This window comes from Acinetobacter sp. CY81, from assembly GCF_059515925.1.
On sequence record NZ_JCAKNC010000005.1, the window covers coordinates 146,527 to 169,368 of the forward strand.

Consider the following 22,842-nt stretch of genomic DNA (forward strand, 5'->3'; position numbering starts at 1 on the left):
CCATTCAATGCGTAATGAAATTTTGCATGGTTTTTTGATTCATCATCGAAAATATCGAGAGCGTAGCCATATTGTTCATTTATTTACTGAAGAATATGGTCGTGTCGATGGTATTTTGAGGCAGATGCCTCCACCGCAATATCAACCGATTATTCTGCAAGCTACTGGCAAGTCGGAACTTAAAAATTTTGCTAAATTAGAGATTTTGACGCATCCTGTTTTTTTTCATGGGGATGCATTTTTTGCCGGTTTTTATCTGAACGAAGTTTTATTGCGCTTATGTCCATTAGAAGAGGCGATGCCTGAAACTTTTCAGCAATACCATATTACCCTCGCTCAATTACAGCATTTAGCAGATCAAGAACATCCCAATGAATTTTTAAAACAAATTTTAAGACAGTTTGAGCATGTTCTTTTAGAAGAGCTAGGCTATTCACTGAACTTTGCAATTGATTCACAACAAAATGAAATTCTTCCACAATTAAAATATCAGTTCCAGCTCAATGATGGCTTTATTCCAGTCGCACATAATTCCAACGCAACGCTGGCAGGTGAATCTATTTTATCAATGGTTCATTATGAAAAGGGTACAGAATTTAACGTTGAGCAGTTACAATTACTGGCTAAACTTTATCGACAAATGATCGCGTCTTTGCTTGGTGATCGACCTTTAAAGAGTCGTCAACTTTGGATTCAAAACGCTCAAACGAAATCTCAATCAGCATTTCAATCTCAATCAAATTAGGAATATGCTATGGCTGCTTTGCTTGGTGTAAATATTGATCATGTTGCAACGCTTCGACAAGCACGCGGAACAATTTATCCTGACCCTGTTCAAGCAGCGCTGATTTGCGAAGAAGCGGGTGCTGAAGGGATTACGTTGCACTTACGTGAAGATCGTCGTCACATTCAAGATGATGATGTAAGACGTATGCGTCCAGTGCTTAAAACGCACATGAATTTAGAGCTTGCTGTGACCTCTGAAATGGTTGCATTTGCCAAAGAGATTAAGCCACAACATGTATGCTTTGTTCCAGAAAAGCGTGAGGAAGTAACCACTGAGGGTGGTTTAGATGTGGTTGGACATTTTGAAGATGTGAAGGCTGCGACAGCTGAACTTAGCGCAGTCGGTTGTGATGTGTCGTTGTTTATTGATGCAGATTTTGCACAAATAGATGCTGCTGTTGCATGTGGTGCACCAACAATTGAAATTCATACAGGTGCGTATGCAGATGCTGATACGCCAGAAGCTCAAGCAAAAGAGTTAGAGCGTATTGTGAAAGGTGCGGAATATGCCGCTGCCAAAGGCTTAGTTGTAAATGCAGGGCATGGTTTGAATCTGTCTAATGTTGCACCGATTGCACAAATTCCACAAATTCATGAGTTAAATATCGGTCATTCGATCGTGGCTGACAGTGTTTTTGTGGGGATGACGCAAGCTGTGAAAGACATGAAAGCTGCGATTAAAGCGGCACGTTGATTTGTGTATAAATTGAAAATGAATGAAGTAATCTTAGATGTCTAATTTGAATTATGATGAACTCATGAAGCCAGTGATTGGCTTCTTGGGTTGTGAAACACCAAAAGCGTGGTTGGATGAAGCTGTGAATAATCTTGATATTCTCATGCAAGACCATGCCAACTGTGAGAAAAAAGCAGCAAGTACAGCCATGAACTTGATGTTTCGATACAGTTTTTTTGCAGATTTACAGATTAAATTAGCACAATTGGTTCGTGAAGAGATGCTGCACTATGAACAAGTTTTAGAGTTCATGACTAAGCGTGGTCAAGCATGGTCTTCAATTAGTGCTGGACGTTATGCAGGTGGTCTACGTAAAGAGGTTCGTACCTATGAGCCAGAAGCACTGATTGATATCTTAGTGATAGGCGCATTTGTCGAAGCACGCTCATGTGAGCGCTTTTATGCGCTTGCACCGTTAGTTGATGATGAGTTGGGTCGATATTACCGTTATCTTCTTAAGTCTGAATCTAGACACTATGAAGACTATCTAGCGCTTGCAGTTGATGTGGCTAAAAATCATCAATTAAAAAATCCTGAAGAAACGATTCAAACGCGTATTGATCATATTCGTGAAGTTGAGAAGGATTTAATTCTTACACCAGATGAATTATTTAGATTCCATAGTGGTGTACCTGTTAAAGCAGCTTAAATTTGATTATCAATATCTACGTGATTAAATAAGATGAAGCTCTGTACGCAGGGCTTTTTTATAGGATAATTTAAAATAATAAATAAGAATCATTTACATTGTTTGTTTAAAAATTTAGGATAACGGCTTTAAAATATCACTGATGAAATAATGACTTTAATCAAAACACACATTGTTCAAACGGCTATTCTCTTTACGGCGGGTCTTGTTGCTCAGTTGGCATCTGCACATTACCCATTTGTCGCGCCATTGGCATATCAAACCTTTAATAATCAAACCGCAATTATTTCTGGTTTTTATGACAATCCATTCGCTTCTGAAGTTGCGATTAAGAATTTTAATTTTCACTTTCATACACCTACCGGTGAAAAAGTACAGATTAATGAACAGAACTGGCAGAAAACACAGGCTGTCGCTGTTTATAGCTTGAGTAATAAGCTTGATGGAACTTATCGTATTCGTGGGGAAAAGAAAGGTGGTACCGCACAGTTTACGCAGGTTAATCAGCAATGGAAGCCTTTGGTGAGTGCGAAACCAAAGGAGGGCACTCTAAAAAATGATAATGTTATTTATGCATCAAATTTAAAAAAGAATGCAGTTGTGAAGCAAGTTCAAACTTTAGAAATCGTAGAAACATTTGTGTCTCGTAGAGTGGTTTCTGATCATGTGATTCATCATATTCATGATGGTTTTGATGTTCAGTTTTTAACGCATCCAAATCAAATGAAAGTCGATCAAAATATAAACCTAAAGGTATTAGACGATAAAAAAGGCATTGAAAATCTTAAGGTAGAAATTTTAGCACCGACCACTGATTTTTCACGCGAGGAAAAAGTCTATCAGGTTGAGCAAACGGATCAATCTGGCAATCTTAAATTTAAGATGAAAGAGAAAGGGCAATACTTGCTTAAAATTGATTATCAGCAACCATTTTCAAAACCATCGAACGATTTAAAACGCTATAAATATACTTTGGCATTCAATGTAGTAGATTGATTGTTTATTTAAAAAGCCTGTTCGTGAGCAGGCTTTTGACATCATGCGAGGTTATTTGAAGTTAAGTCTCTTTCAGGATTATTGGGGTGAGCTTAATTCAAAAATAAAAAAAGCCCACTTCATAATGATTGGGCTTTTAAATATTTGGCTCTCCAACCTGGGCTCGAACCAGGGACCTGCGGATTAACAGTCCGTCGCTCTACCGACTGAGCTATTGGAGAATCTGAGTGCGATTATAAGGGGATTTTAAGTTGGGTCAAGTCAAAACTGTCATGTTTTCTTTATTTTGCGGTTATATGCTTTTTATTTAGGCAAATAGGCGAAAATTCGCAAAAAAACTTGCGAAGTGTGAATTGTGTTGATAAATTAATTTGCAGAACAGAATGTTTAAGATCTCTTAAACAGTGTGGATTTAACCAACTTGCCAGCACTAAATGGCTAAACACGGAGAAAGCGAATGAATACGCTTACCATATCTCAAATTTTCTCAAACCTCTCTTTCTATAAAGACCAGTATCTGAATATTATTCAATCTGCGGATTTATATTTCACCGAAGTTGAAGGCGCATTTGTCGATTTATTTCCTTTTAAAAAGCAACAACTCTTTTTAGGTGATTTACTTCAACTTTGGTTTTCTGAAAAATGGTCAGATGATGCTGTTCAATCACATCGCATAGAAGAATATCTTGCAGCTCAAGATATTAAAAGCTATGCGTCAAAGCATGTTTATATTTTTGCCATTAAAGGCAATGCAGTGAATGGGGTAAATACCTCACACGTTTGGGCTCAGGATAGTCAAAATATCGAACAACTAGAAGTCCGGTCACCACTCAAATACTACGTTGAATTGGTAAATTGTCCACGACCTGATCGTTCATACTCAATTCGTCAATCTTATGCTTAATTTTGGATAGAACTAAATCTTTGAAATTTTAAAGTAGATATGAGAATCTTAATGATCATGTTTGCTCAGTTTTAGAAGATATATGCATAAATAACAATGTACATAATCATTTGTATTATACGTTATTGAACTTCTGGTCTATGAATCTACTTTGTTTATGAACTACTTTTTGATACTGGATGAAGTCTAGAAAACTCATCCAGATTTTGAGTATCTATTTTGCAACTTAGGGTCTAATAATCATGCATGTTGCTGTTGCATGTGCATACAATTTTCCATGTTCATCAATAATTTTTCCTTCAGAAATAGCTAAGTTCTTCGAGACATTGATTACATCGCCAATAGCAATCAAGGGGTGATCTTTCGGAATCGGGCGACACATTTTGATATTGAGATCAATCGTTCCATAGCCTACGCCAGCTTCTAATACGGTATGAATTGCACAGCCTGTAACGGTATCGAGCACAGTTGCTGCGAAGCCACCATGAACTCCGCCTAAAGGGTTGAGATGACGTTTGTCTGCTTGAACTTCAAATGTGACTTGTCCATTTTTAATTTCAGTGGGTTTCATTGGAATGGTTTCACTGATACTTGCAGGTGGAATATGTCCAGCAGCCATGGCTTGCAGGAGTTGTAAGCCAGTCATTTCTTTTGGATTCATTTTTATTTCCCTTTATTTCATGTTTTTAAGGTTTAACTAGGTATTCACAAGTTCTAAAATAGAACTTGTGAATACCTTACACTTTTGTATAAAGTAAGGTCAATGTCAAAATAATTGATAGTGATAGAAGATTAAGTCATGAAATGGACCGAAGCCACTGAGCAAAATTGTCCAATCGCTCAAAGTCTGGCAATTTTTGGTGATCGTTGGACACTCTTGATTATTAGAAACGCATTTTTAGGAATGACGCGTTTTGAGCATTTTCAAAAAAACTTAGGTGTGACGCGGCATGTTTTGGCTGAACGTCTTGCTCGCTTAGTTGAGCATGGAATTTTCGAAAAGAAAGCCTATATCGATCGTCAGCAGCGTTTTGAGTATGTATTGACTCTAAAAGGTCAAAACCTCAAACCTATTTTGATGGCAATGGTTGACTGGGGCGTAAACTGGACTGAGGCTAAGGTTTCAACTCAAATCATGTCGAAGTTAAACTCAGATTCGCTGCTCTGAAATATAATAAAAAGCCTAATGAACACATCTACATTTGCTTGTATAGCATACTAAAGTGACAAACCACATTAGAAATTTAAACAACAATAACGGTGAAGAGCATGCAGGGACAATGTTTATGTGGGAAAACGGTGTTTAGTTTTGAATTAATTAATCATGATGTACATGCGTGTCATTGTTCTATTTGTCGTAAGCAGACCAGTGATGCAAATATGACGATTGATATTGAAGCGGGTAGTTTAAAATTTTTGAAAGATTCAAACCTATCGCTCTATCCATCATCCGAGTGGGCGGAACGTGGCTTTTGTAATCATTGCGGAACATCATTGTTTTGGCGAATGAAGGATCAAAGCTACGGTAATATCAATGTATTTGCCATTGATCATATTCTTCCAGATTTAAATTTTAATACGGAAGTCTATATTGATCATAAACCTGATTTTTATGCATTTAAAAATGAAACGCAGAAGCTCACAGAGACCGAAGTGATTGCTTTATTTTCAAGATAGTGCATTTCATAAAGTAGCCTTAATCTGTTGAAATATTAATCTTAAAGATTGATCAGAGTTTATTTTGTAAAGAGAGATATATACTTTTTAAACTATAAAATAAAACCCGCAATAAATGCGGGTTTTATTTTATTTGAAAAAAATCAGATTATTTTTCAGCAGCGATTGATGCAATTGCAGCATCTACGCCTTCGATAGAATCAGCAGCTTTCTTGATACGTGCAAGCGCGTCAACAAGAACTTCGTCAGCAGTTGCATATGAAATACGCATGAAACCGCCAAGACCGAATGCATCACCAGGAACAACGGCAACACCAGTTTCTTCCAATAACCATTCAGAGAATTCTGTGCAAGACTTTAAACCTTTCGCACGAATTAATGGACGGATGTTTGCGTATGCATAGAATGCACCATCAGCAGGTAGGCAAGAAATACCGTTGATTTCGTTCAAGCCGTTTACAACTAAATCATGACGACGTTTGAATGCTTCAATCATTGGCTCAAGAACGTCTTGAGGGCCATTCAACGCAGCTTCAGCAGCAACTTGTGAAATAGAAGTTGGGTTTGAAGTTGATTGAGATTGGATTTTTTTCATTGCACCAATCAGCTTGGCAGGACCTGCTGCATAGCCAATACGCCAGCCCGTCATTGCATACGCTTTAGACACACCGTTAAGAACGATAGTGCGCTCATAAAGATCCGGAGCTACAGTCGCGATGTTGTAGAACTCATCATCCCAACGGATTGGTTCGTACATATCGTCAGACGCGATATACACTTCTGGATATTTACGAAGAACGTCAGCTAAAGCTTCTAATTCAGCTTTAGTGTAGATCATACCTGTAGGGTTTGATGGGCTATTTAACACCACTAAACGCGTTTTATCTGTGATCGCAGCTTCTAATTGAGCTGGGGTGATTTTGAAGCGTTGTTCTTCACCACATTTAACAATAACAGGAACGCCTTCAGCGATGATCACCATGTCAGGGTAGCTTACCCAAAATGGTGCAGGGATGATAACTTCATCACCTTTGTTTAACAAAGCAAGTGCTAAGTTAAAGAAAGATTGTTTACCACCACAAGAAACCAAGATTTGGTTCGCTGCGTAGTCAAGATTGTTATCACGTTTGAACTTAGCAATGATTGCTTTTTTGAGACCTGGCGTACCGTCTACAGCTGTATATTTGGTAAAACCATTGTTAATTGCTGCAATTGCTGCATCTTTGATGTGTTGCGGAGTATCGAAATCCGGTTCACCTGCACCAAGACCAATGACATTTTTGCCAGCAGCTTTTAATTCAGCAGCTTTATTGGTTACAGCAAGTGTTGGGGACGGTTTGATGGCATTCACACGATCAGAGAGACGTACGTCCACGGTAGTATTCCTTCTTATAGGGATTAAAAAATAAAAAAGCACACTATCTTAGCCTAAATTTTGCTGATAGGTCTTATCAATTCTCATCTTATTGCGAAAAAATAGCAGAAAAATATCAAATAAATGTTTTAGCGTTGTTTGATTAGCCAAATGGGGGATGACTCGCCAAGGAACTGTTTTTTCCGTACAATACACTCAGATTGAATTGAGCTAAACCAATGAGTACGCAAAACCCTTCCCCAAAAAAGCCTGTAGTGAAATTACCATTTCCAATTAAGCAAGTGAATGACGCGAAACCTGCGGATGAAGAAGTGGAGGATTTACGTCCTAAGCCTCAACCTTATGCAGATCGTACTTGGATGCCACCGCGTGGTACACGTCGTTCTTTTGGTAAACGTTAATTTTTTGACGTTTAAGAGCAAAAAATAGGTGCATGCAGCACCTATTTTTTTAATGGAAATTTGCTTGTATTACATGAAATTAAGCTTTTGATCAAGGTCAGTCAGGTCGTAACGTTCACCTGTATGGAACTGAATCGTTTCAACTTGATGTTTATCATTTACAGCCCAATCTTTGATTGTGATTTTGTCTTGACCATTTTGAAGGTTGATGACTAAATCTTTACCAGAGCTGTTGACCAATAAGTCATCTACATTAATGCCTTTGCCAAACAGAATAGTGTCACTACCACCTTTTTCATAGATCGTATCAACACCAAAACCTAGTTCAAATGCATAAGTCTCATCACCTAAACCACCGATTAGTTGGTCATTACCTGCACCACCATTCAGGATATTAATTAGGCCACCGTTTGCATCTAATGTGTCATTACCTGCACCACCAAACAGACTGTTATTTCCAAGGTTTCCTTTGATAATATTATCAGCTGCATTGCCTGTACCATTAATATTGTCATTACCTTGAAGGGTTAAGTTTTCAATATTTTTACTTAATACGTAATTGGTAGCAGCGCTGAAAACGGTATCAGTGCCTTCGTTGGCATGCTCAAGTACGAATTCATTGTTAGATTTTACGTAGTAGCTGTCATTTCCACGACCACCAGCAAGTACGTTGATTCCTTCACCACCGTCTAGGATGTCATTGCCCCAGCCGCCAAGTAATAAATCATCACCTTTACCGCCATAAAGCTTGTCGTTGCCTATACCACCTTTGATAATATCATTGCCAGCTTTACCATTCAGTGTTGCTCCAAATGGATTGATCGTACTTACGATGTTGGTATTTGGGTTCAGGATGTTGGTCGCAACGGCAACAGTTCCAGCAAAATCACCTGCATAGGCATAAGCTATTTGAGTCAGGGTGTTTACGAGCTGATCTTTCGAAGAGAAACCGTTTTGTAGAAGTTCGCCATTGATGAATTGACCGACAAAGTTCAAACCTTCAGTGGTAATTTGACCTACAACGTCAAATAAACTTGCACCAGCTTTAAGGTTTGCTTTTACCACATCACCTAAAAGTTCAACATACCAAGTAAATGGGCGGCTATCACCACCATTCAGCTCAGACGTATCTACACCCAGATAGTGATCTAAAATGCTTGCAGGGGTAATGCCAGTCCAATCGCTTAAAGTGCCACCAAGATTATTCAGCGCTTGAGTCGCATCCATATGAACTAAACCAAACTTACCGTCAGAGCTTGGTAAATATCCAACTGGAATGACTTGGTTGCCAGCAGCATCCTTCACGCCATTTAAGAAATTATCAGCCAATGTTTTAATGAGAACATTCGATGCTTGATAGAAATCTTCATTGGTAAATGTGATGCCTTTTTCTGCTAAAGATTTCTCTGTGCCTAAACGTACATATTGGTATAGGAAGCTTGTAGGGTCTGCTGTTGCAACAGCTTCAGCAACTTTAAGCCAGTTTTTTGTCCCTTGATCAACTGCATCATTTGATGCTAAGTCATTTTTGATCGCAGTGTAAATTGGACGCCATAAGTTGCTTACTTTAAGTGAAGGTGCTTCTGAGAACTTAGCATATAGTTCTTGAACTTGACGGAAAGTTGCATCACTGACCAAGTAGCTTTTTTGACCTAGTAGATCAATAGAGGTTGGTTTAGTTGAAGGACTTGGCTCAGTTGGTGGGTTCGGAACAATAGGTAAAATAGGTAGAGTTGGTTTAACTGAACCAGCAGGCCATTCATTATCAAAATGAGTCGGATCAACAGGTACAGTTCCACCTAAGCCTGTGCCGACAGTCGTTAGGATGTCTGATAGTTTATCGATAATTGTATCGCCAACTTTATGCGCGATCTCAAAACCAGGAAGGAGTTTATTTCCAGCTAAACCTAATGGTGCTACAGCATCTAATAGATCATTAGCAACATTGGTTGTGCCAATCAGGGCGTTACCAATGACTTCACTTGGCACTTTTAAAATATTATCTAGGGTTAATTCTTGATCAACCCATTCATTTTTATGATGTGTATCTTTTGTTTCAACCGTTGCACCTAGCGCAGAGCCAACATCACTGACAGTAGAGGTTAAGCCATCAATAATTTTGTCACCCAACTCATGTACAACTTGGAAAGGTTTGCCTAATAAAGCATTACCTGCAAGACCAAGTGGAGACACAACGTCGAGCACAGTATTTACAGTATTAGCAACAGTTACTAGACCATTGCCAATCAATTGAGCAGGAATTGAAAGTACAGAACTTGTTTTAAAATCTGGAAGATAGTTGAAAATAGGCGAGTCTTTTACACCATCAGTGACTTTATCTACAACATTATCAATGATGCCAGTCACTAAACCAGGTTGAGCCTCTGTCCATTCATTGTCATAGTGTGTGTCATTGGGTTGAACCGTACCACCCACAGCTTGACCAATGGTGTTTAAAGTATCAGACACTGCATCAATAATAGTATCGCCCGCTTTATGTACAGGCTCAAAACCAGGGATGATGTTATTCCCTAAAATAGCAACAGGCGCAGCTGCATCCAATACATCGTTAACAATATTGGTTGCACCAATGACCACATTACCAAGCAACTCACCTGGCGCTTTTAAAATATTATCGAGTTTAAGTTCTTGATCGACCCACTCATTTTTATGATGCGTATCTTTTGCTTCAACGGTTGCACCTAGTGCAGAGCCAACATCACTGACAGTAGAGGTTAAGCCATCAATAATTTTGTCACCCAACTCATGTACAACTTGGAAAGGTTTGCCTAATAAAGCATTACCTGCAAGACCAAGCGGAGACACAACGTCGAGCACAGTATTTACAGTATTAGCAACAGTCACTAGACCATTACCAATCAGTTGAGTAGGAATAGAGAGGACAGAACTGAATTTGAAGTCGGGCAAGTAATCAAAAGATTTAAATTTAAAGAATGACATTTTCGTTATCTCTTATATAGGGAGGATTTTTATACTTTTATATCTAATTAGCCTTATAAAAGTGTGATAATCATCACACTTTGTTGTTTAGCTTTGGCGGTGAATTGTTAAACAATCTGATGAATTTTTTATGAAAAGCTTTTTTGAAATGTTGCTAAATGAAATAACTTTAGAGTTTCGAATGTGTTGTATTCGAAAGTATTTTTAGAAATCGTTGATTAATTGTGTAGCTTGGAAAGGGTGGAATAAGCTTTTGATCTCATTTTAATGAGATCTTGTGAAAAAAAAGACAAGCACTGGGCTTGTCTTTAGAAATTGTTACTTCAGTCGAGAATCTAGAGTTCAGTTTAACTACTCATTATTATTCTCAGCTCTTAGATAAGCATAGTAATCATTCTTTTGCTTATACATCGCTTGATCAGCGCGTTTGAGCATGTCATCGATCGATTCATCTTCAATCGTCGATGCATAACCCATTGATAGGCTAATCGGGTGTGCTGAGTAATATTGATTATCAATATTAAGTAGTTCTTGAATGGTCATTAATGTGGATTGAACCGTGGTTGCATTAGCGCCTTGCATGAGAACCACAAACTCATCACCACCAATTCGAGAAGCAGTGAAACCAGTATTGTTGATGGTACGTTCTAAAATATTACCCATGCGACGCAAAATATCATCACCTGCATCGTGTCCATAAGTATCATTGGTTTCTTTCAAACCATTCATATCAATAAAAATTGCAGATACAGGTCGTACGATTGCTCTTTCTAAGCGATGAAGCTCTTCGGTGAAGAATGAACGATTACACAATTTGGTTAAAACATCATGCTTACCCAAGTATTCGAGGTAGTTTTCTGCTTTCTTGCGGGCTGTAATATCTGTAAGCGCAAGTTGAACCAAACTCCAATCATGTTCATAACCAGGGAACACGGTAAATTGTAGTAAGACATTACGAACTGTGCCATCAAGCGCATAATTTACTGCTTCACGGCTGTGGTGAATTTTTCCATTCCAAAGTTCAATTAACTGCTCTTTAAAGGTTTGATGCATTTCTTTGCTAAACACTTTATTTAAGCTTTTGAACATAGAATCTTTATCATTGGCTTTGAATAGATCTAATGTCGCTTGGTTTACATCTAAAAGAATAATGTCTTCGATACACTGTTGGACAAAATCTTGATGTACATCAAGGAAAGTACGGAAATCTTCAATTCCAATGCGACGCAGATGATCCATACGTAATTTGACGCGACTAAAATCCTCAACCCAAAGTGAAGTCGGTGAATAAGTGAATCGCGCTTCGGCAAGTCGGCGATTTTTCTCTTCTAAACGACTGGCATTTAAGTAATCGGTAATGTCTTCAGTGGTAATTAATACGCGATCTAGTGTTTCTTCAGACCCTGGAAGCACAGCAGCCCGTAATTTGATATCTAAACGACGTCCTGAAATCGAATAATTAGTCGCTGTACTGCTAAATTCTTGATTGCCATCCCAAATTTGCAATAATTCAAACAGGTGAGATTGAAACATTTCTTGTTGGAAAATCACGCTTAAATTTTGGGTGAGGTGTTTCAAATTTTTAGCTTCAAAAAGATCTAAGGTCTTTTGATTTACGCGTAAAATTTTGATGAGATGGGCACAAGAAGCAATACGAGATTGATCTTCTTCTAGAAAAGTTCTTAAATTTTCAACACCGTCAGCTTTCCAGAGATCCAGTTGTTTTTTGACTTCACTGAAATCTTCAAGCCACATCGGAATGGGAGATAAATCAAAAATCGAAGAGTCTAAGATCTCCATGATTGTAATGCCTACTATTTTTTATTTGGTTATGATTAAAATATATCATTAAAAACAACGTGATAGCAAATACATAAATATCTTATAAATGTGACATATTTAACATTTATAAGATAAAATGAGTATTATTTTATTCTATTTTTGAAATTTATAATTGAAAATATAATGGGTCTTGAATCTAGGATTAAATAGCATAATTACAATCACTTAATTCAATAAATTATGACAGTAAAATGACATCAAACAATGTGCTTTTGATAAGCATTGATATGAAAATGAGCTAAACAAGATTTAGCTCAAAGACTAGGTTGATATTTCAAAGATGAAATTAACTTAAAATAGTTTCAAACTTTTTTAGCTCGATGGGCAGGTCGAGGAGGAGAGATCTCTTTTACCCCCGTCCATACATCAATAAAGTCTTTCTCATTGATATTATACAGTTCTAATAAAGCCAAAATTACACCACCAAAAGTCAGATTGCCTTCTACATCTTCTTTTTTTAAATCGACTATATGTGTACTGACATTATGCAGAATATCTTGGATTTCAAAGATTCGATCTCTTCCATTACTATCATTCGGATACATGGGAGTATTCACGACAATTGTCGCTAAGCTTTTTTCGGCTTCAGATAATTCTAAGCGTTGGATTTGTTCCGCTGCATTGTCACTCGTGATGATGTCTTCACGGATAAAAGCGTGTAAAAGTTGCTGGGTGAGTTTTGGGAGTGTTTTCTCTACAAAAGGACGGAATGATGCAGGGAAGATGACATTTTTTGAAATGCCTTTAAACATAGGTGCAATTTCTTCGACTTTATAACCTGCAACACCACAACCAATAGACGTAATAAAATAAGTATTTTTAGGATGGTTTTTTGTATAAATCTTAAAATCTTCGATGTAGTGTTCAATTTGCGATAATGGCATTTGTTGTAAATGCTCATTCATGGTTGGAATTGCATAGCTTTGTCCAGACCAACCTCGCCCAGCACCTTTCATGGCTCCAAAATGCTGTAATGCGATTTTCGCAGCGCCACCTTGATGTGTACCCGCCATATTACTACCAAAAACAAAAATGGTATTTTCAGCCAAAGATTTGATAATGCTTTCGTCATGGTACTGGTAAGTCATAGAGTTCACACTGCTAAATGGGCTTAATCTCATGTTGCAGTTGATTGTACTAATGGTCAAGTGAAACTTAGTGTTATCTATTTAAGATCTATGCATTGCTATTCATTTTATTAGAGTGAGTGAAATAAACACTCTTCAACATTTAACGGCGCAGAGTTCTGATACACTTTATTCTAATATAAATCTTACCGACGTTGCGAGATAAACTGTGAGTGACAGCCGTCCATTTGAACTGGTAACCAACTACAAACCTGCAGGTGATCAACCTCAAGCCATTGAAAAATTGGTGAATGGTGTAAAACAAGGTTATAGAGACCAATTATTACTTGGGGTAACCGGCTCAGGTAAAACTTACACCATGGCAAATGTCATTTCGCAATTACAACGTCCTACCATTGTGATGGCACATAACAAAACTTTGGCTGCACAATTATACGGAGAGTTCAAAGCATTTTTCCCGAATAATGCTGTCGAATACTTCGTCAGTTATTATGATTATTATCAGCCTGAAGCTTATGTACCCTCGTCTGATACCTTTATTGAAAAAGATTCAGCGATTAATGATCACATTGATCAAATGCGCCTTTCAGCAACGCGTTCATTATTAGAACGTAAAGATGCCATTATTGTTGCTTCTGTGTCGGCAATTTATGGTTTGGGTGATCCGAATGCTTATATGAGTATGCTATTGCATATCGTAACGGGTGATCGTGTAAGTCGTGATGACTTGATTCGTCGTTTAGTGGAAATGCAATACACACGGAATGAATTGGAATTTTTACGAGGTACATATCGTATTCGAGGTGAAATTTTAGATATTTTCCCAGCAGAGTCTGATCAAAATGCCATTCGAATTGAATTGTTTGATGATGAGGTAGATTCGATTCGGTGGTTTGATCCCCTGACAGGGAAAATGGTACGTAAAGTACCTCGGATTACGATTTATCCTAAAAGTCATTACGTTACGCCTAAGGATAATCTGCAACGTGCAATTGGGACGATTCGTGAAGAATTAAAAGAGCGACTTGAGTTTTTTAGAGCGAACGATAAATTGCTCGAAGCGCAAAGAATTGAACAACGTACCCGTTATGATTTGGAAATGATGCAACAGTTGGGATATACCAATGGTATTGAAAACTATTCACGACATTTATCGGGTAGACCGTCAGGTGAAGCACCGCCAACCTTATTTGATTATATTCCTGAAGATGCTTTGCTGATTATTGATGAATCACACGTCTCGGTTCCTCAAATTGGTGCGATGTATAAAGGTGACCGCTCACGTAAGGAAAATTTGGTGAATTACGGTTTCCGTTTGCCAAGTGCTTTGGACAACCGTCCTATGCAATTTGAGGAATGGGAACGAATCATTCCAACAACCATTTATGTCAGTGCAACACCTGCTAAGTATGAACTTGAAAAATCTCAACAAATTGCTGAACAAGTCGTTCGTCCAACAGGTCTGATTGATCCTGAAATTGAAATCCGTCCTGTTTTAACCCAAGTCGATGATGTTTTGTCTGAGATTAATGCGCGTCGTGAACTCGATGAGCGTGTTTTGGTGACGACATTGACCAAGCGGATGGCAGAAGATTTAACCTCTTATTTAAAAGAATACGGTATTAAAGTCGCTTATTTACATTCCGATATTGATACTGTTGAGCGGGTTAAAATCATTCACGAATTGCGTAGTGGTGTGTACGATGCAATTGTGGGGATTAACTTGCTTCGTGAAGGCCTCGATATGCCAGAGGTCTCTTTAGTGGCCATATTGGATGCCGATAAAGAGGGCTTTCTGCGTTCTGAGCGATCATTGATTCAAACGATAGGGCGTGCTGCTCGTAATGTAAAAGGTAAAGCGATTCTGTATGCAGATCGAATTACCGATTCTATGCGCAAAGCAATAGATGAAACAGATCGTCGTCGTGCTAAACAAATTCAGTTCAACCTTGAACATGGGATTACCCCTCGATCAGCCGTACGCCAAGTGGTGAAAGAGTTGGATACAGGTGAAGTGTTGGATGATGATCAAATTGAACAAGGTATATCAGATCAAGCTCGTGCATTAAGTGCTGATGAACGTCATATTTTATCTGATCCTAAACTTTTGGCGAAACAATTGGCGAAGTTAGAAAAAGAAATGCTCAAAGCATCTAAAGAGCTGCAGTTTGAACAAGCAGCTCGATTCAGAGATGAAATTGTGCGTTTAAAAGCACAACTGATCCAATAAAATGATTTTTAAAAAGAATGGTTTTGAATAATTAATTGTTCAAAATCATTACATAACACTACATTTATGCCTTGGGAAATAGTGTTATTTTAAAAATGAAAACATATTTCCTCAACTTTATCATTCGCAGGTCAAAGTATGGCTATAAAAACTCTTCCGAAAACCAGTTATAAAATGGGTAAAATTGTTGTGGGTAGTGCTTTGCTTGTAGGATTGAGTCTTGCAACCATGGCATATGCGAAAAATCCTCCGCTTAAAACGGTTGAAAGTGTTGAGCTGGATCGTTATTTAGGCGTGTGGTACGAAGTGGCAAGAAAACCACTTTATTTCCAAAATAAGTGTGATCGTGATGTTTCTGCAACGTACACGTTGAATGAAAATGGCAATGTGAATGTAGATAATAAGTGCTATTCAAAAGATGGTAAATTAAACCAATCTATTGGTGAGGCTTTTGTTCAAAATGCGCCTGCCAATTCAAAATTGAAAGTTAGCTTTTTACCAAGTGCAATCCGTTGGTTACCATTAGGTCGTGGTGATTATTGGGTGCTTAAAATTGATGATGATTACCAAACTGTTTTAGTTGGTGAGCCAGATCGTAAGTATATGTGGGTACTTTCAAGAAATGCACATCCAGATGAGCAAATTGTTGGTGAGTATCTAGACTATGCAAAATCAGTGGGTTATGACTTAAGTGATGTGATTAAGACCAAGCAAACTGCAAAATAATACCATGAGCCAAGCAAACTCTTGCTTGGCTTTTTAATTTGATCATTCTTACTCAATAAAAAATCCTCAATTCTTCATAATAAATAATTATATTTCACAGTCTTTATTTCATCATGAACGCCATTCTTGGATGTTTATCTCTATAATGCCTACATACTTTGAGTGGAATCTTCAATGTTTAAAGGCATAGCGTTATCCGTGTTAGCGTCAGTCACTTTTGGTGTCCTATATTTCTACACTCAATTTTTGAAGCCTTTAGACAGCGAACAAACCTTTGCATGGCGCATGTTAGCAACGATCCCTTTTCTAACCATTTTTTTATGGTGGACAGGTGATTTTAAGTTGGTAACCGGCATATTCCGCCGTATAGCTAAACAACCGATGTTGATTATATGGTTACTGTTTAGCTCATTTTTATGTACCACCCAATTATGGTTATTTCTATGGGGTCCCATTAATGGTCGTGGATTAGAAGTGTCTTTAGGATATTTTCTACTACCTTTAGTGATGGTTTTATTTGGTTGTATTTTATATAAAGAAAAATTATCCAATTGGCAGATTGCAGCAGTTACTTGTGCCGTCATTGGGGTAAGTCATGAAATTTGGAGAATAGGGACAATTGCTTGGGAAACTGCTTATGTTGCAATTGCTTATCCTGTCTATTTTTTTCTAAGACGTAAGTTTCAAACAGATCACTTAGGTGGATTCTGGTGGGATTTATTTCTAGTTCTTCCTGTTGCATTTTATTTAGCATTTATTTATTCAGATACTTTTGCTCTGTTTATTACATTCCCTCATTTAATATGGGCGGTGATTGGTTTAGGTTTTCTCAGTGCGTTTGGTCTAGGGAGTTATATGCTCGCTAGTCGTTATTTGCCCTTTGTTATATTTGGATTATTAAGTTATTTAGAACCTGTACTTTTAGCATTTGCCTCGATTATGTTGGGAGAGCGTGTTGAGGGTGGTGAATGGCTCACCTATATCCCAATTTGGCTGGCTGTGGGCTTATTGGTGCTAGAAGGTGTGGTGTATATGTTTAAGCGCAAAAACAATAATGAAAATTTGCAATTAAATGTGGAAAAATCTAAAGAAAGAACAGGAAGTTGAAAGTTTTTGTTTTTTAATCATTTATTTTAATCTATATTGGATTTGTATATTAAATAAACTCTTTAGAGTCGATTAATTCTAATATTAAAAAATTTAAAACCAAATTATTATTTAGTATATTTGGTTTTAAGTTAATTAAAACTTAATAATGATGAATAAATAACCAGAGATTAAATAATTGATAACTAGTTAACATTATTTATTTTTTGTGCTATTTTAATCAAAAGAAATAATATAACCATACTATGATGATACCATATCAAATTCGAGCAACGTTGTTGCAGATGGAACCGAGTTTAGATGCGAACTGGGAGGAGCTCTTAGCGAATATTTTCGAAGGAGCTGATATCGATGTTCGTGAAGAAATTGATCGTCAAATTTTAAAACCTAAAGAAATTCAATGGAATCGTGTCACCAATAGCTTTGATTATCGGGTGACGAATTCACTTGCGATTCTAAAACATAGCTTTTCTAGCGAACGAATGCGTTCGATTGCCACAAAATTAAGTCACTCCATCAATTGGCTTAAAAATATTACTGATCCGATCCAAATCGCAGATTATTTAGAAAATGCTTTGCATCAAATTGATCAAATCCCAGTAGAGGATGATCTTAAATTACAACGTGAAAAAATGATGATGCGTCGCGTCTATCTGCAAGACGTGGCAAAGTTAATTCGGACTTTAGAAATTGATCCTCCAGGTGGTGTCCGTGGTTTAACCCCAAATCAGATCAAGAGCTTTATTGTTGAAGTTTATATTAAGCAGCAATTATTAGGTTATTGGTTCAAACCTTTACTCGCTCGTTCTTCAGCGATGATGGATCATCCATTTTTTAAGTTTTGGTTGCTCAAAGAACAATCTGTTCGTCGTTTTGATATTGTTAAAACTTCAGAATATCTTTTCATTATTGCGCCTGTCAGCAATTTTGAAAATAATCCGTATTCGATCCGTCGTTTCTTGTTTGAAGATTTTCTTGATTATAACGAGCAAATTTTCCTGAACGGAATTGTATTGGATATGAGTCGTTATACCGAGAAAGGGTATATTGACGAGTTTACCAAGCAAGTTCAAATGATGATCACGGTACAGCATCAAGTTCATAAAGATGTCATTTTAATCGTACAAGAATTTGAAGAGCTGGCAGAAAAAAAACTCATTCCTATGCTGACGCAAACCATTGGAACAGGTGGTGGTAAAAATTCAGATGTCGTGGCGAAGCAACATATTCGAAAATTTGAATCAATATTAACCAATGATCTTTTGATTCCTTTGCACGACGCACTACGCAATCACATTTCGCATTTAGAAGAGTATCAGTACTTATTTGTCAGTATTCACCGTATTTTTTCCGATATTCTTGCGCATTATAAGGACTTCAAAGAACAGCCTGCGTTGTTCTTTAACCATACCATTCAGCTGTTCGAATATCAGTTATTGGCGTATGTAAAATTACTTGAAAAACGTAAAGAAGAAATTTTTGTTCCGATGAATATTTATGAATGGAAAGTGATGAACGACCGTTCAGAGCAACCAATTCTTAGTTTACAAAAAGATCTGACACGTCATATTAGTGATTATCGTGAGACGACTCTTTATATTGGGCGTTTAAAGAAAGAACAAACTGAAGTACAGGGTTCTTTCATGAAGCGAATGATGAGAGGTGATAAGTTAGATAAAGAGCTACAGCAAGTGTCTCATAGTGCGATTCGAATCAAAAAACAAGCGTATTTAGATATTCTGAGTATCCCTAAAAACTTTCGAAAGTATTCAGTATTTATTGAGTTTGAAAGCTTTACTGCAACCAGTGAGCTTGAACGTCATTATGCATTCCCATCGGGAGATAATGGTGTGACTAGACTTCCACTTTTGGTGAAAATTCCTGAAAATCTAGAGCATTTTAATTTGGAAGAGCTGAATAACTCGATTAGTTATGATTTGAGATTTTCACCAACTGCTTGAAGATTGTGTCTAGATGAGTAAATATGAATGATTGTCGTTTGGAAATCGTTAGATCTGTCTTACAAATTTAGAAGACTTTAAATGTCATTTTTCAGTAAAATGAACTTATTTAATTTAAAAATTACACATAAAAACAATTATTTATTTTATTTTTTAAATTTCAGCATGAAACTCTTGCAAATTTAAACGTAGTTTTGATTTCAACTCTTAGATAATTCCATTACAATTGTCGGGTTTAAGAATTTAATGCCTAGATATATAAACTAGAGGAAGTATCTGTGAGCAAAGACACAATCGTTGCCCTACATGCAGAGCACCAAGGTCGCTGGAAAAACCGTGAAGAACTTGCGGAACGTATGATTTCCCTATTGGGTCAGTTATACCGTGAAAAAAATATCGTAGCGTCTGTATATGGTCGCTCGCTAATCAATCGTTCAGTGATTCAAATCCTTAAGGCTCACCGCCGTACACGTGTTATGGATGTTGAACTTTCTGTTGTTCATACTTACCCAATCTTAGAAGCATTGGCTAAAGTTGAAAACATCGGTTCTGCTGAAGTTGATCTAGGTAAACTTGCTGTTGAATATAAAGAAAAAGGCGGCGACATCGATGCATTTGTTGCTGATGCTGTTCAGTCTTTGGAAGGTAATGCTAAAACTGTAGCGCACAGAGATGTGGTTCTTTACGGTTTTGGTCGTATCGGTCGTATCCTTGCACGTTTAATCATTAGCCAATCAGGTTTGGGTCGTGGTTTGAACTTAAAAGCAATTGTTGTTCGTAAATCATCTGATGGTGATTTAGAAAAACGTGCTTCTCTTTTACGTCGTGATTCTATTCACGGTCCATTTGCAGGCACAATTTCTGTAGATGAAGAGAACGAAGCAATTATTGCTAATGGTAACTTTATTAAAGTGATCTATGCATCTAGTCCTTCAGAAGTGGATTACACTGCATACGGTATCAACAATGCGCTTGTGATTGATAACACTGGTAAATGGCGTGATGCAGAAGGCCTTGCTCAACACCTTAAATGCCCAGGTGCTGCGCGTGTAATTTTGACTGCACCTGGTAAAGGTGACATGAAGAACGTTGTATTTGGTGTGAACCAAGCTGACATTCTTGATGAAGATCAAATCATTTCTGCTGCAAGTTGCACAACAAATGCGATCACACCAACACTTAAAGTGTTGCATGATAAATACACCGTATTAAATGGTCATGTTGAAACAGTTCACTCGTTCACTAACGACCAAAACTTGATCGACAACTACCATAAAGCTGACCGTCGTGGTCGTGCTGCTACTTTGAACATGGTAATTACTGAGACTGGTGCTGCTAAAGCAGTAGCTAAAGCACTTCCTGCACTTCAAGGTAAATTGACAGGTAACTCTGTACGTGTTCCTACACCGAACGTATCGCTTGCTATCCTTAACTTAACTTTGGATAAAGAAGTTGATCGTGAAGAAGTAAACGAATATATCCGTCAAATCTCAATCGGTTCAAGCCTTCAAGGTCAAATTGGTTATACCAACTCGACTGAAGTTGTATCGTCTGACTTTATCGGTTCGCGTACTGCTGGTGTATTTGATGCTCAAGCGACAATTGCATCGGGTAACCGTTTAACAGCATATGTTTGGTACGATAACGAAGTAGGTTATAGCTGCCAAGTATTACGTATTGCAGAACAAATGGGCGGCGTAAGCTATCCAAAAGTTCCAGCTGAAAAAAATGCATAATATGTGATACATAAAGAAAAAGAGCTTCAATTGAAGCTCTTTTTTTGACTTTAAATGACATGAAAATAATTTAAATAGACATAAACTTTAAAGAATAAAATCATTAAATTACACAATTATGCATATTATTTCGCATAATATGTGGAATGTATGAAATAAAAATAATAGTCACATAAGGATAATGCATTGCAATTAAAATATGTGCTCAGTGGACTGGTATTCATCGTGGTCGCGACCGTGTGCGGAGTACTCATTGCGATATGGGTATTTAAGCACTTTAATATCTATATTCCGTTAGAGAATCAAAGTGTCAATATTGATTTGCAAGAACCTTTAGAAGCCAAGGTTAAAATTCATGATGCACTTGATGTCGATGTGACTGGTCGCGTGAATGCATCTATTCCGATTAAAGAAACATTAAACATTCCTCTCAAGCAGACATTGAATCCAATGGTTTACTTTGATAATCAAGTACCGATTAAAACCATGATTCCAGTGCGGGAAAATCTAACCATTCAGCAAGATATGTTTGTGGATACTAAAGTTAAGGTCAGAGTGTTAGGTCGAGATATTAGTTTACCGTTGAAGGGGAATATCCCAATTAACCTGAATGTTCCTATTCAAATGGATGTACCTTTGGAGCAAATGATTCACCTTAAGTTTAATGCACCTGTGGAAACGGTTTTAAAAGAGAATTTAATTGTGCCATTGGATGCAACATTGAAAACCAATATTCCAATTAAAGGTCATTTAAATGTACCGATTAAAACAGCACTGAATGCATCGGTGGATGTTAAAAATACTTTGCCTGTGATTATTGAAAAAGGGGATTTAAAGATTCCTTTGAATACAGTGAAACTGTTTAAATCACAGCAGGAAAGTGTGAATGTTGTAGAGAAAAAGCAAAATAGTGAGTTAAGTGAGCCTAAAGCTACGCAATCAAATAGCACTTCGGAAAAGGTTGCCCAATAATGGTTTTCTTTCGGTCAATCAAAGTTTGGCTGGTGATCTTTCTGATCATAACGGGGTTGGTCGCCATTCTGTTTTGGTTGTATTTGAATATCCAAGCCTCGATGCATGTGACAGCGAAAAATTCCAAAATTAGACTCCCTGAGTCTTTACCTGTAAAAATTGATGTGGGTAATTTCTTGGAAACACAAAGTATAGGGCGTCTTGATACGCAAATTGATTTAGATCGCAAAGTGGATATTGACCTAAAAGGAAAATATCTCGCCAATTTAAAATTTGTAGTTGAAGTTCCTGTCGCAGTGGATGTGGATTATCAAACGAACATTTTGATTGATCAAACCATGCCTTTAAGTACAACCTCAGACTTGGTTTTTCCACAAAGATTGATGCCGAAATTGCCTTTGAATCTAGATATTCCTGTGAAATTAGAAGTCCCGTTTCATTTGAAAAGACAATATACCGTACCAATTCAAATCTTTTTTGATGGTCCAGTTTATTTGGATTTAGATGAAAAAGTACAATTAGCAGTTAAACATCAATTTAATCCTGTGTTGAACGTCAATGATCCAATGACCATGGAGCGGATTTCAAGCTTCAATGCGACCATGACCAACACAGTGCAAAATACCAAAGCAAATTTAGAGTTGAGAATGGATTTGCCACTTAAAAATATTCATCCATAGAAAAGCGTTGAAGTT

Annotated in this window: 20 protein-coding genes and 1 tRNA gene; 15 read left to right on the forward strand and 6 right to left on the reverse strand. The window is 37.3% G+C overall.

What is annotated here, in order from left to right:
* Positions 1 to 7: 7 nt before the first annotated feature.
* The 4 genes from recO to AC5YDM_RS08360 all read left to right on the forward strand — a co-directional run bounded on the left by recO (position 8) and on the right by AC5YDM_RS08360 (position 3,167).
* Positions 8 to 745 carry a DNA repair protein RecO gene (recO, locus tag AC5YDM_RS08345; protein ID WP_496151657.1) on the forward strand — a complete coding sequence of 246 codons (738 nt, stop codon included), beginning with the start codon at positions 8 to 10 and terminating at the stop codon, positions 743 to 745.
* A 9-nt stretch (positions 746 to 754) separates the two neighbouring features.
* Positions 755 to 1,480 (forward strand): pyridoxine 5'-phosphate synthase, encoded by a 726-nt coding sequence (pdxJ, locus tag AC5YDM_RS08350; protein ID WP_496151658.1) that lies wholly within the window; start codon positions 755 to 757, stop codon positions 1,478 to 1,480.
* Between the two features lie 37 nt (positions 1,481 to 1,517).
* A complete protein-coding gene (locus AC5YDM_RS08355) occupies positions 1,518 to 2,171 on the forward strand; it encodes a MiaE family protein (protein ID WP_496151659.1) in 654 nt (217 codons plus the stop codon).
* Positions 2,172 to 2,321: 150 nt separating this feature from the next.
* Positions 2,322 to 3,167, forward strand: coding sequence for a DUF4198 domain-containing protein (locus AC5YDM_RS08360; RefSeq protein ID WP_496151660.1), 846 nt, complete (start codon positions 2,322 to 2,324; stop codon positions 3,165 to 3,167).
* Positions 3,168 to 3,312: 145 nt separating this feature from the next.
* Here the strand turns inward: AC5YDM_RS08360 and AC5YDM_RS08365 are convergent.
* Positions 3,313 to 3,388 (reverse strand) — tRNA-Asn (locus tag AC5YDM_RS08365).
* A gap of 236 nt (positions 3,389 to 3,624) precedes the next feature.
* Here AC5YDM_RS08365 and AC5YDM_RS08370 point away from each other — a divergent pair.
* Positions 3,625 to 4,071, forward strand: coding sequence for a hypothetical protein (locus tag AC5YDM_RS08370; protein ID WP_496151661.1), 447 nt, complete (start codon positions 3,625 to 3,627; stop codon positions 4,069 to 4,071).
* A 226-nt stretch (positions 4,072 to 4,297) separates the two neighbouring features.
* Here the strand turns inward: AC5YDM_RS08370 and AC5YDM_RS08375 are convergent, their stop codons facing one another.
* Complete coding sequence (locus AC5YDM_RS08375; protein ID WP_496151662.1) at positions 4,298 to 4,732, reverse strand: PaaI family thioesterase; 435 nt, start codon at positions 4,730 to 4,732, stop codon at positions 4,298 to 4,300.
* Between the two features lie 138 nt (positions 4,733 to 4,870).
* On the opposite strand from AC5YDM_RS08375, the gene AC5YDM_RS08380 reads away from it, so the two are divergent.
* A complete protein-coding gene (locus tag AC5YDM_RS08380; RefSeq protein WP_496151663.1) occupies positions 4,871 to 5,239 on the forward strand; it encodes a winged helix-turn-helix transcriptional regulator in 369 nt (122 codons plus the stop codon).
* Between the two features lie 101 nt (positions 5,240 to 5,340).
* Complete coding sequence (locus tag AC5YDM_RS08385; protein ID WP_496151664.1) at positions 5,341 to 5,748, forward strand: GFA family protein; 408 nt, start codon at positions 5,341 to 5,343, stop codon at positions 5,746 to 5,748.
* Positions 5,749 to 5,896: 148 nt separating this feature from the next.
* Here AC5YDM_RS08385 and AC5YDM_RS08390 read toward each other — a convergent pair whose 3' ends face one another.
* Positions 5,897 to 7,123 (reverse strand): pyridoxal phosphate-dependent aminotransferase, encoded by a 1,227-nt coding sequence (locus AC5YDM_RS08390; RefSeq protein WP_286377330.1) that lies wholly within the window; start codon positions 7,121 to 7,123, stop codon positions 5,897 to 5,899.
* A gap of 218 nt (positions 7,124 to 7,341) precedes the next feature.
* On the opposite strand from AC5YDM_RS08390, the gene AC5YDM_RS08395 reads away from it, so the two are divergent.
* Positions 7,342 to 7,524 (forward strand): hypothetical protein, encoded by a 183-nt coding sequence (locus AC5YDM_RS08395; protein ID WP_496151665.1) that lies wholly within the window; start codon positions 7,342 to 7,344, stop codon positions 7,522 to 7,524.
* A gap of 69 nt (positions 7,525 to 7,593) precedes the next feature.
* Here AC5YDM_RS08395 and AC5YDM_RS08400 read toward each other — a convergent pair whose 3' ends face one another.
* The 3 genes from AC5YDM_RS08400 to AC5YDM_RS08410 form a co-directional block, all read right to left on the reverse strand.
* Positions 7,594 to 10,485, reverse strand: a complete 2,892-nt coding sequence (locus AC5YDM_RS08400; protein ID WP_496151666.1) for a calcium-binding protein — start codon at positions 10,483 to 10,485, stop codon at positions 7,594 to 7,596.
* Positions 10,486 to 10,836: 351 nt separating this feature from the next.
* Positions 10,837 to 12,285, reverse strand: a complete 1,449-nt coding sequence (locus AC5YDM_RS08405; RefSeq protein ID WP_496151667.1) for a sensor domain-containing diguanylate cyclase — start codon at positions 12,283 to 12,285, stop codon at positions 10,837 to 10,839.
* A 344-nt stretch (positions 12,286 to 12,629) separates the two neighbouring features.
* Complete coding sequence (locus AC5YDM_RS08410; RefSeq protein WP_496151668.1) at positions 12,630 to 13,415, reverse strand: A1S_2505 family phage non-structural protein; 786 nt, start codon at positions 13,413 to 13,415, stop codon at positions 12,630 to 12,632.
* 208 nt (positions 13,416 to 13,623) lie between these two features.
* On the opposite strand from AC5YDM_RS08410, the gene uvrB reads away from it, so the two are divergent.
* The 7 genes from uvrB to AC5YDM_RS08445 all read left to right on the forward strand — a co-directional run bounded on the left by uvrB (position 13,624) and on the right by AC5YDM_RS08445 (position 22,827).
* Positions 13,624 to 15,645 (forward strand): excinuclease ABC subunit UvrB, encoded by a 2,022-nt coding sequence (gene uvrB, locus AC5YDM_RS08415; RefSeq protein ID WP_496151669.1) that lies wholly within the window; start codon positions 13,624 to 13,626, stop codon positions 15,643 to 15,645.
* Positions 15,646 to 15,783: 138 nt separating this feature from the next.
* Complete coding sequence (locus AC5YDM_RS08420) at positions 15,784 to 16,371, forward strand: lipocalin family protein (protein ID WP_496151670.1); 588 nt, start codon at positions 15,784 to 15,786, stop codon at positions 16,369 to 16,371.
* Positions 16,372 to 16,545: 174 nt separating this feature from the next.
* Positions 16,546 to 17,478, forward strand: coding sequence for an EamA family transporter RarD (rarD, locus tag AC5YDM_RS08425; protein ID WP_496151671.1), 933 nt, complete (start codon positions 16,546 to 16,548; stop codon positions 17,476 to 17,478).
* A 245-nt stretch (positions 17,479 to 17,723) separates the two neighbouring features.
* Entirely contained in the window at positions 17,724 to 19,439 is a 1,716-nt protein-coding gene (locus AC5YDM_RS08430; RefSeq protein ID WP_496151672.1) for a hypothetical protein, read from the forward strand.
* A gap of 278 nt (positions 19,440 to 19,717) precedes the next feature.
* On the forward strand, positions 19,718 to 21,175 hold the full coding sequence (locus AC5YDM_RS08435) for a glyceraldehyde-3-phosphate dehydrogenase (RefSeq protein ID WP_496151673.1): 1,458 nt from the start codon (positions 19,718 to 19,720) through the stop codon (positions 21,173 to 21,175).
* A 186-nt stretch (positions 21,176 to 21,361) separates the two neighbouring features.
* Positions 21,362 to 22,147: an MFS transporter gene (locus AC5YDM_RS08440; protein ID WP_496151674.1), complete on the forward strand. Its 786-nt coding sequence runs from the start codon at positions 21,362 to 21,364 to the stop codon at positions 22,145 to 22,147.
* The gene (locus AC5YDM_RS08445) at positions 22,147 to 22,827 is read left to right on the forward strand and encodes a hypothetical protein (protein WP_496151675.1); all 681 of its coding nucleotides are present in this window, start codon (positions 22,147 to 22,149) and stop codon (positions 22,825 to 22,827) included. Before AC5YDM_RS08440 ends, AC5YDM_RS08445 begins: the two co-directional genes overlap by 1 nt.
* The last annotated feature ends 15 nt before the right edge of the window (positions 22,828 to 22,842 follow it).